Origin of the sequence: Lactobacillus bombicola (assembly GCF_900112665.1) — a bacterium.
In the GTDB taxonomy this organism is placed as follows: Bacteria; Bacillota; Bacilli; order Lactobacillales; family Lactobacillaceae; genus Lactobacillus; species Lactobacillus bombicola.
Genome location: NZ_FOMN01000001.1, coordinates 193,066 through 209,045, shown reverse-complemented (window position 1 = coordinate 209,045; position 15,980 = coordinate 193,066). Strand labels below are relative to the sequence as shown.

Sequence of the window (15,980 nt, the reverse complement as noted above, 5' to 3'; positions counted from 1 at the left end):
ATTAAGTTAAATTAAGTAAGGAATTATTAAATTGATTGATAAGTTCAAACAAATATCTTTTATTCGCAAGATAAACCAGTATAAGCCAATGCCAGTAATTTGGTGGAGTATTTTAGTTGTTACTTTACCTTTTATTTTTAGTCTATTGAAAATTTCAGTTATTTGGCGAGTGGGACTATTATTCACTGTAATTAATTGCTTCATCGGATATCATGTAGGTAATTTGGTTAAAACTATCAATATAAAGCATTATTGGCTACTTCTTTTACCAACATGTTTTTGTTTGATAGTATTATTAAAATATGCAAATTATAATCTGTTATTTGGTTTAATTTATCTTATTTTTGAAATTTTTGGCTTAATGGATAAGCAAATATATAGTTGAAGGTGATTAAAATGTCTAAATACGTAGAAATGACATATGATGAGGTAATCAATGCGTGTCAAAAATATATGAATGAGGAGCAATTGGCATTTGTTAAGCAGGCCTACGACTTTGCTCAAAAAGCGCATCAAAATCAAAAACGTGCTTCTGGTCAACCATATATTGTTCATCCCACTCAAGTTGCTGGAACTTTAGCAACTCTAGGGCTTGATCCCGACACGATTGCAGCAGGGTTTTTGCATGATACAGTGGAAGATACTCCAGTAACTAATAATGATTTAAAAGATAAATTTGGTAAAGATGTAGCCTTTATTGTTGATGGAGTTACCAAGCTAAATAAGTATGAATATAAATCACATCAAGAATTTTTGGCAGAAAATCATCGAAAAATGCTAATTGCTATGGCAAAAGATCTACGTGTAATTATGGTTAAATTAGCAGATCGCCTTCATAATATGCATACTTTAGAGCATTTACGCCCTGATAAACAGAGACGTATTGCCTCTGAAACAATGGATATCTATGCACCACTTGCCGATCGCCTTGGAATTGGAACAATCAAATGGGAATTAGAAGATATGAGTTTTCACTACTTAAATCCCAAGGCATACTATCAAATTGTAAGTTTAATGGATTCTAAGCGTAGCGAACGAGAAAATTATATTCAAGACACAATCAACACGCTAACTGCAAGTTTAGACGGCTTAAATATTAAATATGATATTCATGGGCGGCCTAAACATATTTATTCCATTTATAAAAAAATGGTTGACAAACATAAAGATTTCGCAGAAATTTATGATCTCTTAGCTGTACGAGTAATTGTGCAAACTGTTAAAGATTGCTATGCAGTTTTAGGAGCTGTCCATACAAAGTGGAAGCCAATGCCGGGGCGTTTTAAAGATTATATCGCTGTTCCGAAGGTTAATGGCTACCAATCTTTGCATACAACGATTATTGGACCAGGTGGGCGACCTTTAGAAATACAAATTCGAACGCAGCATATGCATGATGTAGCTGAATATGGTGTGGCAGCACATTGGGCATATAAACAGGGCAACTTTAATGGGGTTGAGCAAACAAGTTCAAATGAAAAACTAGATATGGTGCGTGAAATTCTTGAATTAAAGGATGAAACCCAAGATGCTGGTGAATTCATGAAAAGCGTCAAAAGTGAAATTTTCTCGGATCGAGTTTATGTCTTCACGCCTAAGGGGGAAGTATATGAATTGCCTAAGGGAGCAGTTACTTTAGATTTTGCTTATGAAATTCATACTCAAGTTGGTAGCCATGCAGTTGGAGCTAAAGTTAACGGAAAGCTAGTTCCGCTTGATTATAAATTAAAAAATGGTGATGTCATTGATATTATGACCCAAACCAATGCAACACCATCGCGCGATTGGATGGATATGGTTAAGACTTCTAGAGCGCGCAATAAAATTCGTCGTTATTATCGTAACCTTGATCGCGACCATAGTATTGCTCAAGGGGAACAAATGATTGCTGAACAGCTTCGTAGCCAGGAACTTTCACCTAAAGAGTTTATGGATAAGGAGCATGTTGCAAAAATTTTGGTTCAACTGAATTATCATACAGTTGATGAAATGTATGCTGCAGTTGGTTTTGGCGATTTGTCTGCCATTAGTATTGTTAACCGCCTAACATCTGATTTGCGCCGTGAAGATGAGAAAAAAAAGCAAAAGCAACTAGAAGAAGAAATTTTGAACTCTGGTCAAAAAGCTGCTAACAAGTCAGTTAACGGTCGCTTAGATGCTGCAACACTTAAGTCAAAACATAACGATGGTGTTACTATCCAAGGAATTAACGATTTGATGCTCCACTTAGCCAAGTGTTGCAATCCAGTTCCCGGCGATGAAATTGTTGGCTATGTTACTAAGGGACGTGGTGTCACTATTCACCGCAATGACTGTCGTAATATTGTAAACAATAATGATAGTTTAGGTCGATTAGTAGAAGTTTCTTGGGAAGGCACTGAGTCAAATAATAATCAATCATTTAATGCAAATATTGAAATATTTGGTTACAATCGGGCCCAGCTACTTAGTGATGTAATCAACCGCTTAAATGCACTAACGCCTAATATTGATAATCTTTCAGGTAAAGTTAATGACGATAATATAGCACACATTTATGCTACCGTTGCTGTGAATAATTCAAGTCAATTAGCCAGTATTTTAACTAAATTAAGAGACATTCCTGATGTTTATGAGACAAGGAGGGCAGATAATTAATGCGAGTTGTAATTCAAAGGGTTAACCAGGCCAATGTAAAAATAGCTGGGGAAACAGTTGGTAAGATTAATCAAGGGCTACTCTTATTAGTTGGTATAGGTGAAGGGGACGACTTAGCAATTATTCAAAAAGCTGCAAACAAAATTTCTAAGATGCGTATTTTTGAAGACGAGGGTGGTAAGACTAATTTGGCAATTAAGGATGTTAATGGAAAAATTCTTAGTGTAAGCCAATTTACTCTGTTAGCAGATACCAAAAAGGGAAATCGTCCTAGCTTTGTTCAAGCCATGAAGCCACCAAAGTCTGCTGAATTATGGCAATCTTTTAATCATGAATTAGAAAAGTTGGGCTTAGAGGTTGAAACAGGACAGTTTGGAGCGGATATGAAAGTTGATTTAGAAAATGATGGTCCGTTCACGATTGTATTAGATATGTAAAAATCGGTGCAAAATGATACTACAGGTTGACTTTTTGCTAGTAAAAATATAAGCTAAAAAAGAATTATCAATGACAAAGAATGAAGCTTAGCAATTTTATTTCAGAGACTGTCTATCTATGGTGCAAGGACAGATAATGAGCTAACTGTGACCCCTTTAACAGATAATAAACGTTTCGCGAGCGTTAATCGCAGCAGGCAAAAGGTGGTACCGTGCTAATTTGAAGCGCCCTTGATTTAATTCAAGGGTGCTTTTTAGATTAAAAGGATGATTAGATGAGAGTGCAAAAACCTAAAGGAACAGTTGATATATTGCCAGGGCAATCTAGTTCATGGGAAAAAGTTGAACAAATATTGCGTGATTTTTTCAAACAGGCAAACTATCAAGAAATTAGAACACCAAGTTTTGAAAACTATGAGGTATTTTCTCGATCAAGTGGTGAAACTTCGGATGTAGTTGAAAAAGAAATGTATGATTTCAATGACAAGGGTGGACGTCACATTGCTTTACGTCCAGAAGGAACAGCTGGCGTTGTTCGAGCATATGTTGAAGACAAGCTTTATGCTCCAGAAATGGCTAAGCCATTTAATGTTTATTATATTGAGTCAACCTTTCGCTATGAACGCCCGCAAGCTGGGCGGCAGCGAGAATTTCATCAAATTGGTATTGAAAGTTTCGGCTCAAGTAATTTTTTAGCTGATGTTGAAACCATTGTTCTAGCTAACGATTTATTGGCTAAACTTGGTGTTAAAAATTATGAATTACACATTAATACCTTGGGTAATAGTCAAGTGCGTCAAAGTTATCATGATGCACTAGTTGACTATTTTACGCCCTTAAAAGACCGGCTTTCCGATGATTCTAAACGACGCTTAGAGAAAAATCCGCTCCGAATTTTAGATTCTAAAGATGAACAAGATAAGCAATTTTTACCTAATGCACCAAAAATTATTGATTATTTAGATCAAGCTTCTAAAAATAATTTTAATCGAATTATTCAGATGCTGGACCTGTTAGATATCCATTATGTAATTGATAATGATTTGGTTAGAGGGCTGGATTATTATTCCGGGATTATCTTTGAATTTATGGTTGAAGACGCTAGTTTATGGGAATCGGCTACAACGATTCTTGGTGGTGGACGTTATGACCACCTAGTTGAAGAATTTGATGGTCCTGCAACCCCAGCAGTTGGTTTTGGTATTGGTGAAGAACGCTTAATGCTAGTTTTGCAAAAACAAAACCCAGGCTTATTTACTGATCAAGGAATTGATTTTTTTATTACTAATATTGGTGAAGAGACTGAAATTAAAGTTGTTGAAATTGCTCGTTTGTTACGTAAGCAAGGTTTTAGGGTTCAATATGACGTTGATCAAAAGAAGTTAAAAGCGCAATTTAAAAAAGCTGATCGAGTTAAGGCCAAATATGTAATTACTATCGGAGCTAAAGAAATAGCCGAGGGTAAGTTGAATATTAAACGCTTAGCTGATGGACAAAAAATTGATTTGCTGTTAAGTGATTTAGCAAATATGCATTCAGTCTTAGAACATTTAAAGGATTAAAATTATGGAAAAAAGAACAAATTATTGTGGTAATATTACTGCTAAATATATTGGTCAAAAAGTTAATCTATATGGTTGGGTTCAACGAGTTCGTAATTTAGGTAATTTAGTTTTTATTGATTTACGTGACCGTGAAGGTCTAGTTCAAGTAGTCATTAATCATGACTCAGGCCAAGAATTGATGCACCTTGCTGATCAACTTGGTAATGAATATGTTATTCAAGTTAAAGGTGAGGTAGTTAAGCGTTCGAGCATTAATCCAGAAATGAAAACAGGAGAAGTTGAAATTAATGCGCAAGAACTTATTATTTTAAATAAATCACAAAATCCACCTTTTGAAATTAAAGATAATATTGAAGTAGGCGAGCAAACTAGGCTAAAATATCGTTATCTAGATTTACGGCGCCCCAGCTTACAAAAAGCGCTTATTTTACGTTCGAAAATTTTACAGGCAACACATGAATATTTTGATGAAAATGGTTTCATTAATATTGAAACACCAATTTTAGGAAAATCATCACCAGAAGGTGCACGAGATTATTTAGTTCCTTCGCGAATTTATCCAGGTAGTTTCTATGCTTTGCCGCAGTCACCTCAATTATTTAAACAATTGTTAATGGGAGCAGGTTTTGATAAGTACTACCAGTTATCTAGATGCTTCCGCGATGAAGATTTAAGAGGCGATCGTCAACCAGAATTTACCCAAATTGATATGGAAACGTCCTTTACTGATGAAGAACAAGTGCAAGAATATACTGAAGGACTATTAAAGAAAGTTATGAAAGATGTAATGGGGATTGACTTAAAAACGCCAATTGATCGCATTACTTGGACTGAAGCAATGAACAATTATGGTACTGATAAGCCTGATCTTCGCTTTGGCATGCAAATTCATGATTTAAGTCCAATTTTTAAAAATAGTGACTTTAAAGTATTTTCTAATGCAATTAGTGCGGGCGGTTTTGTTAAAGGGATTGCGGTTAAAAACGGCGCTGAGACTTATTCGCGCAAACAAATTGAGAAAAAACAAGATTTCATTAAACGTTTCCACGCTAAGGGTTTAGCTTGGGTTAAATTTGAAAATGGGGAATTTAATGGACCAATTGCGCGCTTTTTAAATGAGGAAAATCAAACTGCCCTAATTAAAGAATTTTCTCTTACAGGTAGTGAGTTATTGGTCTTTATAGCTGATAAATGGAAAGTCTGCTGTGATTCATTAGATCATTTACGCCGGGAATTTGCTAAAGAGACCAATATCATTCCTAAGCATGTCTTTAATTTTGTTTGGGTAGTTGACTGGCCCCTATTTGAATATGATGAAGGCATAGGTCGTTGGATTGCGGCTCACCACCCATTCACTATGCCGGATGATGAGGGAATTAAATTACTTGATACTGATCCGCACAAGGCGCATGCTCGTAGTTATGACATTGTGATGAATGGTGATGAATTGGGTGGAGGTTCAATTCGTATCCATAAGCGTTCAATTCAAGAAAAAATGCTTAAAGCACTTGGTTTTAGCAAAAAACGGGCATATGAACAATTTGGTTACTTATTAGATGCTCTTGATATGGGCTTCCCGCCACATGCTGGATTAGCTATTGGCTTAGATCGTTTTGCAATGCTACTAGCAGAAAAAGATAATATTCGTGATGTCTTGGCCTTCCCTAAAAATGCTAATGCTTCAGAGCCAATGATGCACGCACCAGCCCCAGTTGCTGAGCAGCAATTAGCTGACTTGGGGATCGAAGTTGAAGCACAGTATCACGAAAGTGTAGCTAAAATTGAAACAACTCTTAAGCAACAAGCAGAAGAAACTGCTGCTAAAAATACTTCTTGGGATAAAAATTAATAGATAAATTTAAAGAAAATAAGCTGCAAAACTGACTGTTTGATGTAACCTTCTAGTTTTGTGGCTTATTTTCATAATGTGTTTAATAGCGATTGGAAACAAAACAATGCTTAGAAAATATCACTTGGCCTTTGGCTGTTATGGAATAATTGGTAATCAGTCCGAACTTGTTGTTATTAAAAAGAATGGTGGTCCATACACTAATCGTTATGATCTCCCTGGAGGCAGTTTAGAGGATGGAGAGGGACTGGATCAAGCTATGCTACGGGAAATAAGAGAAGAGACCGGCTTACTAGTTCAAGCTTATCAACAATTAGGGATTACATCATTTAAATACCCTTGGGACTATGAAAATTGGCATTTTAACCAGCACTTCTGCGTTTTTTATGATATCCAAAAAGCAGTCGGGCAATTAAAAGGTGAGGTTAGCCAATTTGATGGCCAAGACTCATTAGGAGCAGTACGCGTACCTTTGAAAAAGCTCAGTTTCACCAATGCTTCTCCTTTAGTTATGTGGGCTAAATTGTATCTCATCAATCCTGAGCAAATGAATTTAGAAGATCAAACTTTTTCTACTTGGCAAGTTTTACAACGACCAGTTTTTTAAACAAAAAAGCAACTAGTATTTTACCTAGTTGCCTTTTTCTTTGCTTAATTTAAAGTATCTAAGAATGCTAAAGCTGCATCATAGTTTGGTTCATTAGTCATTTCCACAATTAATTCTTGATAAAGTATTTTTTGGTTAGTGTCAACAATCCAAATACTTCGTGAATCAAGTCCCATTTTTTCAATAAATAGTCCCATCTTCTTACCAAAATCAAATTTTTCATCAGAGAGTAATTCCATTTTTACTACTCCTTCTGCTGCACACCAGTTACGTTGGTCACTAGGTGAGTTAGTTGAAATGGTATAAAAATTAATATTGTCGTATTTGTCAACTTCACTATTAAAGCGCTTGGTTGAAATGCTACATACACTAGTATTAATGTCGGGTACTACGCTAATTAAGGTGGGTTTGTTAATTAATTCTGACAAGTTGACGATAGATCCATCAGCTTTTTCAATTTTTAAATCGGGTAATATCTCGCCAACTTTTGGTGGTTGACCATTAGTCGATAATGGGGTACTTAGTCTTGTAATTTGCATTTTGTTTACTCTTTCTTTAAAACTGTTACTCTAAAGTCTAAACTATCTACTGAACTGGACCAAAATAAAATGCTTGCTAATTATTTAAAGCTGCTCATTTACGTAAGTTGTAATGCGCTCAACGGCAGTTCTTAAACATTTTTCAGATGATGCATAGGATAAACGTACAAATCCTTGACCACCAGCCCCAAAGTAACTACCAGGAATTACTCCTACCTTAACTTTATTGGCTAAGTCAGTAGCAAAAGCTACATCATCTGTACCGAATTTACTTGGAATTTTAGCAAAAATATAAAATGCGCCTTCAGGTGTAGCCATTGTAAACCCATTTTTTTCAAGACCTGTTTGAATTATGTGTAATCTGCGTTCATAAATTGCTCGGGCTTCGATATAATCTTGTTCACCATGACTGATAGCTTCTGCTGCCCCAATTTGAACATTATCAGTAACTGAAGTAATCATAAAGGAATTGATTTTGGAGATCGTTTGCATAATTTCTTTTGGCGCTGCAATATAACCAATTCGCCAACCAGTCATGGCAAAATTTTTAGATAATCCTGAAAGAAGGATAGTCCGATCCGGAATAATTTGTGTAAGCGAATAGTGCTTTTTCTGAGCATAAATTAATTCGGCATAAATTTCATCGCTTAAGGCAAATAAATTATAATCGACAATAACTTTTGCTAGCTCTTTTAAATCTTTTTTAGCATAAACTCGTCCAGTCGGATTAGATGGATCAGTTAAAATAACTGCTTTTGCTCCTTTTCCTTCATTTTCCATAACTTTTGCTAGATGTGCAGCAGTCAAAATAAAATTATCAGCAGAAGTATCTACTTCTATAGGTACGCCGCCAGCCATTTTTATAATACCAAAATAGACTCCCCAAACAGGTGTAGGAACGATCACTTTATCACCGGGGTTAAGGATAGCCATAAAGGAAACATTTAAGGCTTCTGATACTCCGACAGTTGCACAAATTTCATTTTCGGGGTTATAGTACACACCTAAACTCTTTTTGAGATAATCACTTACTGCGTTTAAGTATTCTTCTTTACCGGCTTCTGGCGCATAGTGTGAGTCATCGCGGTTAATATCATCTATAGCAGCTTGCTTAATGTGGTCGGGAGTGTTCAAGTCGGGTTCACCGACAGTCAACTTAACTATTCCAGGAATTTGAGATATTTTTTGACTAAATGAACGAATTTCGGATTTAGGTAATTTTTCAATCCTTTTGTTAATTGTATCAGATAAATTATTTGCTAGGGTTGGCATAATAAAAGAACCTTTCTTGAATTTTGATATAGATACAATTATAACGCAGTAGTCGCTTTAAGAATATTTAAATTAATATTAATTTAGCAATTAATTTTTCTGTTGTTCAGAAATAGATTTATGATAGTTATTTAAGGAGAGTGACAATAATGGATCAAGAACAAAAAAAGCAGCAATTAAAGCATTTGTCCAAGGAGCAATTCGAAGTGACGCAGCATGGGGCTACCGATTATCCTTTTAAGGGTAAATATGATGATTTTTACCAAAAGGGAATTTATGTTGACATTGTTTCTAAGGAACCACTATTTTCAAGTGAAGACAAATACGATGCTGGTTGTGGATGGCCTAGCTTTACTAAGCCAATTCAAAAACTAGTTTATCATCGTGATCAGTCTCATAATATGGAACGCACCGAGGTCAAGAGTCCTGAGGCTGACTCTCATCTAGGACATGTCTTTACCGATGGTCCTGTAGATCAAGGAGGCTTACGTTATTGTATTAATTCTTCAGCTTTAAAATTTATTCCTTTTGATCAATTAGAAAAAGAGGGATATGGCGAATATCGCAAACTTTTTAAATAATAATAATTATGTAAAGTATAAAAAAGCAAATTAATTTCTTTAATAAATTAGATGCTTTTTTTATTTTTAGCTCTCTTAATTTAACATTTTCTAAAAACTTGATAAGCTAATTAGTATGAGGCAATAGCAAATAGTCCATCTTCAAAAGCAAAAGTACTATTGCGCTAAATGGGTACATGAGAAAGGAAGAATAATGACAAAATTACAGACAATTAGTTCTCAGTTATGGACACTGACCAATGAGCTAGAGACTAATACGGATACAACTGAATCCAAAAATTATATTTTAGCCTTCATATGTTATCGTTACTTGTCCGAACAGCAAGAACAGTATCTTGTTAGTAGCAGTGCTATAAATGTTAAGAAAGACCAAGCAATTAATGAAGCTTACCTAGAACAAGCAGGCGGTGTTGAATTAAATGCTTATCTTAAGGATATCTTTTCAAATCTTGGTTATGCCATTGCGCCACTTGACACTTGGCAGTCATTAGTAAATAAAATTGACAAGGGCCAAGTAAATCTAAGTGACTATCAAACTATTTTTGCTAATTTTGATAAGAATGCTGCACTATCTAAAGCGGCAGGTCAAACCTTCAAGGGGATCTTTAGTAATCTTAACTTAGCCGATTCCTACCTGGGGTCATCAGATAATGAACGAGTGAAGTCTTTAGCGAAGATTGTCAAATTAGTTGATAGTATTGATTATCAAGATGAAGCTGGTAAAGATATTCTTGGTGATATCTCTACTGGTTTAATTAGCAAATATGCAGCTAGTAAGAAGGGGGCTACTTTTTGCACACCACCGGCAGTTGCAAAATTAATAGCTAAAATAGTGACAGCACATTTACCTAAAGCAACCCAATCGTTCACAGTATATGATCCTAGTTGTGGGGTAGGTTCAATTTTGTCAGCGGTCGCAAATGATAATAACTCAGCAATTGCTAAATTGTATGGGCAAGAAGCAAATTTGACCGCTTACAATTTAGCTAGAATAAATTTAATGTTGCACCATGTTTTATTTACTAATATGACATTGTTCAACAATGATGCGCTCGAAAACGATTGGCCGGCCGAACCAAATACTAAAGAAATTGCTCATCCACGTACCTTTGATGCGGTTGTGGCTAATCCACCATATCCTCAATCTTGGAACAATAACCAAAATAAGTTAACGGATCCCCGTTTTCGTAATTATGGCAAATTGGCTCCTCGGACTAAGGCTAGTTTTGCTTTTGTTTTACAAGGTCTTTATCATTTAAACGAAAAGGGAATCATGGCGATTGTTCTTCCTAACGAAGTTTTATTCCGTAGTGCTGCAGAAGCTACAATTCGCAAAAATTTGGTTGAGCATCCGGATGGTAATCAGATCGATGCTGTAATAGGGCTACCGCCTAATCTATTTTATGAGGGCATAAGGCCAATGATTATTTTGGTATTAAAAAAGATGCGTACTAGCAAAGATATTCTTTTTATTGATGCTTCAAAAGAATTTGCTAAAGGTAAAATGAAAAATTATTTAACTCAGGAAAACATTGATAAAATTTTCAAGACCTATCAAAAACGTGTAGCTATGCCACAATATGCTTATTTAGCATCCATCGAAGAAATCCGTGCTAATGATTATAATTTAAATGTTTCACAATATATTACTACTTCTGAAAATAAAAAAATTGATTTAACTGAAATCGATAGATTATTGGTCCAAGATAAAAAAGACATCGCTGCACTAGAAGCTAAAATTGCTAAAGACTTAAAAGTCTTAGAAATTAAAAGGGACCAGTGAGTTTTTATATAGTGGCAAGTATTAGCTTTTTAATCAAATTAGTACATCAATTATAAATAATTCAAATAAAGAATAAAGGATTTTTTTAAAAAGGAAGAAACAATATTTAATCGATTTGACAAATATGCTATTATATCAATGAAAGGGAGCGATTACATGGATTCATTAATGCGGCATATTTTTGGCCTACAAAAGAAGAAGGTCAAACATCAAAAACATAGTAAATACAATAATAAAAAACGAAAGTCGTTAATTTGCGGGCATACTTTCTTTGGTATATTTTAAGTAAATAAATTAATAAAGACATATCTTTGGTCATGAGATATGTCTTTATTAATTGTAAAAGAATGTGAGATTTATGAATAAGAAAATAAAGTTGTATGCAATTTCTTGGCAGTTCATTTTAGGTCTTATTTTAGGGATTTTTGGTACCTTTATTGAGGTTTTGATACCTTTAATAGTGCGACAATTTATTGACGGTAAAACGCACATAAGTGCACATATCAATTTTCGTTTAGTTGCGGTAATCGTGTTAACCATTATTTTTAGTGCAATTATTAGTGCTTTTTGCCAATACTTGATCAGTGTGGCCGGAAATTTAAAAATTGCTGAAGTCAGAATGGAAATTGAGCAAAAGTTACTTACTTTGCCTATGAGCTTTTTTACTAATCAAAAAAGTGGTCAACTTTCTAGTCATTTAATTAATGATGCTGAAGTAGTTCAAGATTTTATGACTAGTAGTATTCCAGCCACCATTAATAGTTTAATTGCAGTGCTAGGATCATTCATTGTTTTATTTCATTTAGATTGGCAATTGACGGTATTTATTGTCTTATCTTTTTCACTAATTATCTTAATTGCATATCCAATTGGAAAAATTAGTGAAAAATTGTCGCTCACTACCCAGAATAAATTAAGTGAACTTTCTGGTCAAAGTACAGAAAACATATATAATATCCGCAGTATTAAGCTGAATAATGCTTATCGCCCAGTCTTGTTAAATTTTAAGCAGGTAGTAGTTGAATTATTTAAAGTTTCAAATAAAACTGATCGCATATTTTCAATTGTAGGTCCCATTCAAACAGTTTTTACTTTAGGAATTATTCTTTTAATTATTATTTATGGTGGTATTCGTGTACAGCAGGCTAGTTTGAGTATTGGCACCTTAGTATCCTTTTTAATTTATCTCTTTCAGGTAATTGAGCCAATTAATATGTTGGGCAATTTTTATACCAGTTACAAGCAAGCTAAAGGAGCTACTTTGGAATTAAATAATATTTTGAATACACCAGGAGAAAAAAGTGTTTATCAAGTTAATTCTCAAATATTGTTTGCTAAGAATAGTTGTTTAACGTTGAAAAATGCCTCTTTTTCATATCAAAAGGAACCGGTTTTACAAAATATTTCTTTAAGTTTTAATAGTGGCCAAAAAATAGCAATAGTTGGTCCCTCTGGTGCTGGTAAAACAACAATTATTAATTTATTAACTAGATTGTATGAATTAAATAAAGGACAACTTTTATTAAATTCAGTAAGTGCAACTAACTATGATCTAAATACTTGGCGTAATTTGTTTGCCGTAGTAACCCAAGAAAACACGATTATTTCAGGATCAATTTATTTAAACTTAACGTTTGGTTTGACTGCTATTCCTGAAGAAAGTGACATCTGGGCCGCCCTGGACAAGGCTAATTTGTTAGAAGATGTGCAAAAAATGCCCAATGGCTTACAAACTTTAGTTGGTGAACAAGGAATTGGTTTATCAGGTGGTCAAAGGCAAAGATTACAGATTGCTCGCGCATACTTGCGCCAAGCCAATTTTTTAATTCTAGATGAAGCAACATCTAACCTGGATCCCAATTCGGAGAAAATTATTACTAATACTTTGAATGAGTTGCTTGCTAATCACCAGACGACTTTAATTGTTATTGCTCATCGCTTATCGACAATTGTTGATTCAGACAAAATTTATTTTTTAGATAATCATCAAATTACCGGCAGTGGTACCCACCAAGAGTTGATGCAATTGGTTCCTAAATATAAACAATTTGTTAATGAAGAACTATTGGCAGTTGAAAAATAATTATACAAGGAGGAAACAGATAAATGGACTTAACTGGTAATGAATACCTGGAATTTGTTAAAAACGACCGTTCACTTTTTTATTATCCTAATGATGAACCAAAAAATAAATTTAAATTTACAAAACCTAAAACTAGCTTTCAAGAATCAACTGATAGCTATTGGCATTATATTTTATTTGATCATAAATTGCCCCAACAAGGCTGGAAAATTCATCTAACTGCTAATATTAAGGATGCACAAAAACTATTATTGACGGTGAGCCAGTACTTAAACAATCAACAAGTTAGTTATAAATTTATTGATACAGTAGATGCAATGCTTTTAAGTAATTCCAAATATGGTGACCGAACAGAGTCGGGAAAGTTTATTACAGTTTATCCCGTAAATACTACTAAATTTGTCCAACTTCTGACTGCGTTAGCAGAAATCACCCAAGACTTTTTAGAGGGGCCATATATATTAAGCGATCAAGAATGGCAAGATAGCCATGTCTTTTACCGTTACGGTGCCTTTAAGGCAATGAAAACGGTGATTGACGGTGAAGAAGTTTACGCCATTATTGATAATAAACATAACTTAGTTGAAGATAAACGGTTACCATATTATTATCAGCCTGATTTTATTGTAGAACCTGAACAATTGAAAAATAATGTACAACATTATGATAAAAATGAATTCAAAAAACTAATGAATTATAATGTTGATTTTTCTTTGCACTATAGCAATGCTGGTGGAGTTTATCATGCAGTTTTCAAGGGTAAGGAATGGGTTCTAAAAGAAGGCCGTGCTTTTGCGGGCTTAGATGCTAATGGCAATGATGGTTTTAATCGGATTAAACACGAGTATAAAATATTAAAGCAACTAGCCGAGATACCAACAGTTGTTAATGTTTATGAAAGTTTTAAGGCATGGAAACATCAATATTTAGTTGAAGAGTACCTTCAAGGAGATACTTTAGCTGATTTTGTTGATAGTCAATATCCCTTTACCGCAAATAAGCAAAAGAAAAATGAATATCTTACGAAGACGGTCAAAATTATTACGGCACTTTTAAAGGCAATTAACCAAATTCACCAAAAGGGAATCGCAATTGGTGATTTACAACCGGATAATATAATTATATTAGATACAGATAAAGTAAAGTTAATTGATTTTGAAAATGCTCAAAAAGCTTCAGCAGCCTACAATCCTGGTCTGGCAACGCCTGGCTATTCTGATTTTAATGCGAAGACTTTTGCGGAAGCTGATCGAATTGCGTTATACAAAATAGCACGTTATATGATTTTGCCAACCGCAACTGGCTTTGATTGGGCGCCTGAATTAGAAGCCGTGCAAGATAAGAATATTAGCAATGAATTTGGCAAGCAAATTGTAGAATTTTTGCATAATTTAAAAAAGCAATTAAATTTGAATTTTAATTCTGACTCACGCCACCCGCAGTATTATTATCAAAATTTAACAGTACCGTCTACACCATTTTCACTGAATCAGTTAAATCAAAATATAGCCGAAGTAGCTAAGGGAATCAGCGACAACTTGAACTACAACTTTAAAGGATTAATTTATGGTGACATTCCGCAATACAGTTCTGAAATTAGTTATTATTCCGTGGCCAATGGTGCTTTTGGCGCTATAATGGCTTTAAATAGATCACAGACTTTAGATCAGAAAAGTAAGCAAGAAATTAATATTTGGCTCGAACAGCAATTACCAAATTTAAAAAAATTGTTAGCTGAGCCAGCAACAGATATCGGATTATTTACTGGCCTAAGCGGTATTGCCACTGTTTTGTATGAACAAGGCTACACTAAAATTAGTTACAGTATAATGAAAAAAATACAGACTAACGTGGCACTTAAGTTAACCAATGACATTTCAATTTACTCTGGTTTAGCCGGAGTTGGGCTAGCTTTTTTATGCTTTTATGGACAAACCAAAAAAACTATTTACTTACAAAATGCAATTGATCTTGGTAAACAAGTAATGCAAATCATTAAGCATGAACGCTATACCGAAAAAACTGATAGTGGATTAATTACTGGCTGGTTGGGTGCAGCATTATTTTTATGGAAATTAAGTATTGTTACAAAGGCAAATCAATATAAGCAAGCAGCTTTAAGAATCTACCAGATAGTAATAAAAAATTCATTACAACTTACAAGTGACGGTGCATTTATTAAAGATAATTCCTACTCATATGAACGTTTAATCCCGTATGTTAATCATGGTAGTGCTGGCTTAGCCTTATTAATGATAGAATTTTTACAAGATGATCCTAAGGTTTTTACCAAAAAAGAATTAGAAATTTTATTAAAAATATTAAAGCAAAATGATGTTTTTGTAACTTTTTTTGCCGGATTATTCGATGGTTTTCTTAGCCTGCTGATTTTAGATAATGCCTTTGCAATTTGTACCAATAATAAAGTGACTTTAAAGAAGAAGTACAATTTACTTAATAATTACTTAGTTGCTCAAAATGGCGGCGTAAGGGTACCTGGCAGCTTTGGCTTTAAGTGTTCTTTAGATTTGACTACTGGAAGCAGTGGCTTACTGCTACTTTTAACAGATATTAAGCAACATACCTGGAATGCCTGGCTACCACTTCTAAGAAGTAAATAATTTTTT

13 protein-coding genes are annotated in these 15,980 nt (G+C 34.3%); 10 read left to right on the top strand and 3 right to left on the bottom strand.

Going from position 1 to position 15,980, the window contains the following annotated elements:
* Positions 1 to 6: 6 nt before the first annotated feature.
* Positions 7 to 204 carry a hypothetical protein gene (locus tag BM203_RS08685; RefSeq protein ID WP_159428270.1) on the bottom strand — a complete coding sequence of 66 codons (198 nt, stop codon included), beginning with the start codon at positions 202 to 204 and terminating at the stop codon, positions 7 to 9.
* 192 nt (positions 205 to 396) lie between these two features.
* Here BM203_RS08685 and BM203_RS00940 point away from each other — a divergent pair, with 192 nt between their 5' ends.
* The 5 genes from BM203_RS00940 to BM203_RS00920 all read left to right on the top strand — a co-directional run bounded on the left by BM203_RS00940 (position 397) and on the right by BM203_RS00920 (position 7,095).
* Positions 397 to 2,637 carry a RelA/SpoT family protein gene (locus BM203_RS00940; RefSeq protein WP_090092030.1) on the top strand — a complete coding sequence of 747 codons (2,241 nt, stop codon included), beginning with the start codon at positions 397 to 399 and terminating at the stop codon, positions 2,635 to 2,637.
* Positions 2,637 to 3,074: a D-aminoacyl-tRNA deacylase gene (gene dtd, locus BM203_RS00935; RefSeq protein ID WP_090092028.1), complete on the top strand. Its 438-nt coding sequence runs from the start codon at positions 2,637 to 2,639 to the stop codon at positions 3,072 to 3,074. Before BM203_RS00940 ends, dtd begins: the two co-directional genes overlap by 1 nt.
* A 275-nt stretch (positions 3,075 to 3,349) precedes the next feature.
* On the top strand, positions 3,350 to 4,636 hold the full coding sequence (hisS, locus tag BM203_RS00930; RefSeq protein WP_090092026.1) for a histidine--tRNA ligase: 1,287 nt from the start codon (positions 3,350 to 3,352) through the stop codon (positions 4,634 to 4,636).
* Positions 4,637 to 4,640: 4 nt separating this feature from the next.
* Positions 4,641 to 6,488: an aspartate--tRNA ligase gene (gene aspS, locus BM203_RS00925; RefSeq protein WP_090092025.1), complete on the top strand. Its 1,848-nt coding sequence runs from the start codon at positions 4,641 to 4,643 to the stop codon at positions 6,486 to 6,488.
* Positions 6,489 to 6,594: 106 nt separating this feature from the next.
* Positions 6,595 to 7,095 (top strand): NUDIX hydrolase, encoded by a 501-nt coding sequence (locus BM203_RS00920; RefSeq protein ID WP_090092023.1) that lies wholly within the window; start codon positions 6,595 to 6,597, stop codon positions 7,093 to 7,095.
* A gap of 44 nt (positions 7,096 to 7,139) precedes the next feature.
* On the opposite strand, the gene tpx is transcribed toward BM203_RS00920, so the two are convergent.
* Positions 7,140 to 7,634, bottom strand: a complete 495-nt coding sequence (gene tpx / locus BM203_RS00915) for a thiol peroxidase (RefSeq protein WP_090092021.1) — start codon at positions 7,632 to 7,634, stop codon at positions 7,140 to 7,142.
* An 84-nt stretch (positions 7,635 to 7,718) separates the two neighbouring features.
* Positions 7,719 to 8,906, bottom strand: a complete 1,188-nt coding sequence (locus BM203_RS00910; RefSeq protein WP_090092020.1) for an aminotransferase class I/II-fold pyridoxal phosphate-dependent enzyme — start codon at positions 8,904 to 8,906, stop codon at positions 7,719 to 7,721.
* 149 nt (positions 8,907 to 9,055) lie between these two features.
* On the opposite strand from BM203_RS00910, the gene msrB reads away from it, so the two are divergent.
* From msrB to lanKC, 5 genes are all read left to right on the top strand, one after another.
* A complete protein-coding gene (msrB, locus tag BM203_RS00905) occupies positions 9,056 to 9,487 on the top strand; it encodes a peptide-methionine (R)-S-oxide reductase MsrB (RefSeq protein WP_090092018.1) in 432 nt (143 codons plus the stop codon).
* A gap of 193 nt (positions 9,488 to 9,680) precedes the next feature.
* On the top strand, positions 9,681 to 11,270 hold the full coding sequence (locus BM203_RS00900) for a type I restriction-modification system subunit M (protein WP_090092017.1): 1,590 nt from the start codon (positions 9,681 to 9,683) through the stop codon (positions 11,268 to 11,270).
* A 156-nt stretch (positions 11,271 to 11,426) separates the two neighbouring features.
* Positions 11,427 to 11,555, top strand: coding sequence for a hypothetical protein (locus BM203_RS08630; protein WP_255409268.1), 129 nt, complete (start codon positions 11,427 to 11,429; stop codon positions 11,553 to 11,555).
* 73 nt (positions 11,556 to 11,628) lie between these two features.
* Complete coding sequence (locus tag BM203_RS00895) at positions 11,629 to 13,353, top strand: ABC transporter ATP-binding protein (protein ID WP_090092015.1); 1,725 nt, start codon at positions 11,629 to 11,631, stop codon at positions 13,351 to 13,353.
* A 23-nt stretch (positions 13,354 to 13,376) separates the two neighbouring features.
* The gene (lanKC, locus tag BM203_RS00890; RefSeq protein WP_090092014.1) at positions 13,377 to 15,974 is read left to right on the top strand and encodes a class III lanthionine synthetase LanKC; all 2,598 of its coding nucleotides are present in this window, start codon (positions 13,377 to 13,379) and stop codon (positions 15,972 to 15,974) included.
* The last annotated feature ends 6 nt before the right edge of the window (positions 15,975 to 15,980 follow it).

Excerpts from the sequence above, each read along its gene's own strand:
- BM203_RS08685 (WP_159428270.1), bottom strand. The coding sequence starts at position 204 with ATGAAGCAATTAATTACAGTGAATAATAGTCCCACTCGCCAAATAACT.
- BM203_RS00940 (WP_090092030.1), top strand. The coding sequence starts at position 397 with ATGTCTAAATACGTAGAAATGACATATGATGAGGTAATCAATGCGTGT.
- dtd (WP_090092028.1), top strand. The coding sequence starts at position 2,637 with ATGCGAGTTGTAATTCAAAGGGTTAACCAGGCCAATGTAAAAATAGCT.
- hisS (WP_090092026.1), top strand. The coding sequence starts at position 3,350 with ATGAGAGTGCAAAAACCTAAAGGAACAGTTGATATATTGCCAGGGCAA.
- aspS (WP_090092025.1), top strand. The coding sequence starts at position 4,641 with ATGGAAAAAAGAACAAATTATTGTGGTAATATTACTGCTAAATATATT.
- BM203_RS00920 (WP_090092023.1), top strand. The coding sequence starts at position 6,595 with ATGCTTAGAAAATATCACTTGGCCTTTGGCTGTTATGGAATAATTGGT.
- tpx (WP_090092021.1), bottom strand. The coding sequence starts at position 7,634 with ATGCAAATTACAAGACTAAGTACCCCATTATCGACTAATGGTCAACCA.
- BM203_RS00910 (WP_090092020.1), bottom strand. The coding sequence starts at position 8,906 with ATGCCAACCCTAGCAAATAATTTATCTGATACAATTAACAAAAGGATT.
- msrB (WP_090092018.1), top strand. The coding sequence starts at position 9,056 with ATGGATCAAGAACAAAAAAAGCAGCAATTAAAGCATTTGTCCAAGGAG.
- BM203_RS00900 (WP_090092017.1), top strand. The coding sequence starts at position 9,681 with ATGACAAAATTACAGACAATTAGTTCTCAGTTATGGACACTGACCAAT.
- BM203_RS08630 (WP_255409268.1), top strand. The coding sequence starts at position 11,427 with ATGGATTCATTAATGCGGCATATTTTTGGCCTACAAAAGAAGAAGGTC.
- BM203_RS00895 (WP_090092015.1), top strand. The coding sequence starts at position 11,629 with ATGAATAAGAAAATAAAGTTGTATGCAATTTCTTGGCAGTTCATTTTA.
- lanKC (WP_090092014.1), top strand. The coding sequence starts at position 13,377 with ATGGACTTAACTGGTAATGAATACCTGGAATTTGTTAAAAACGACCGT.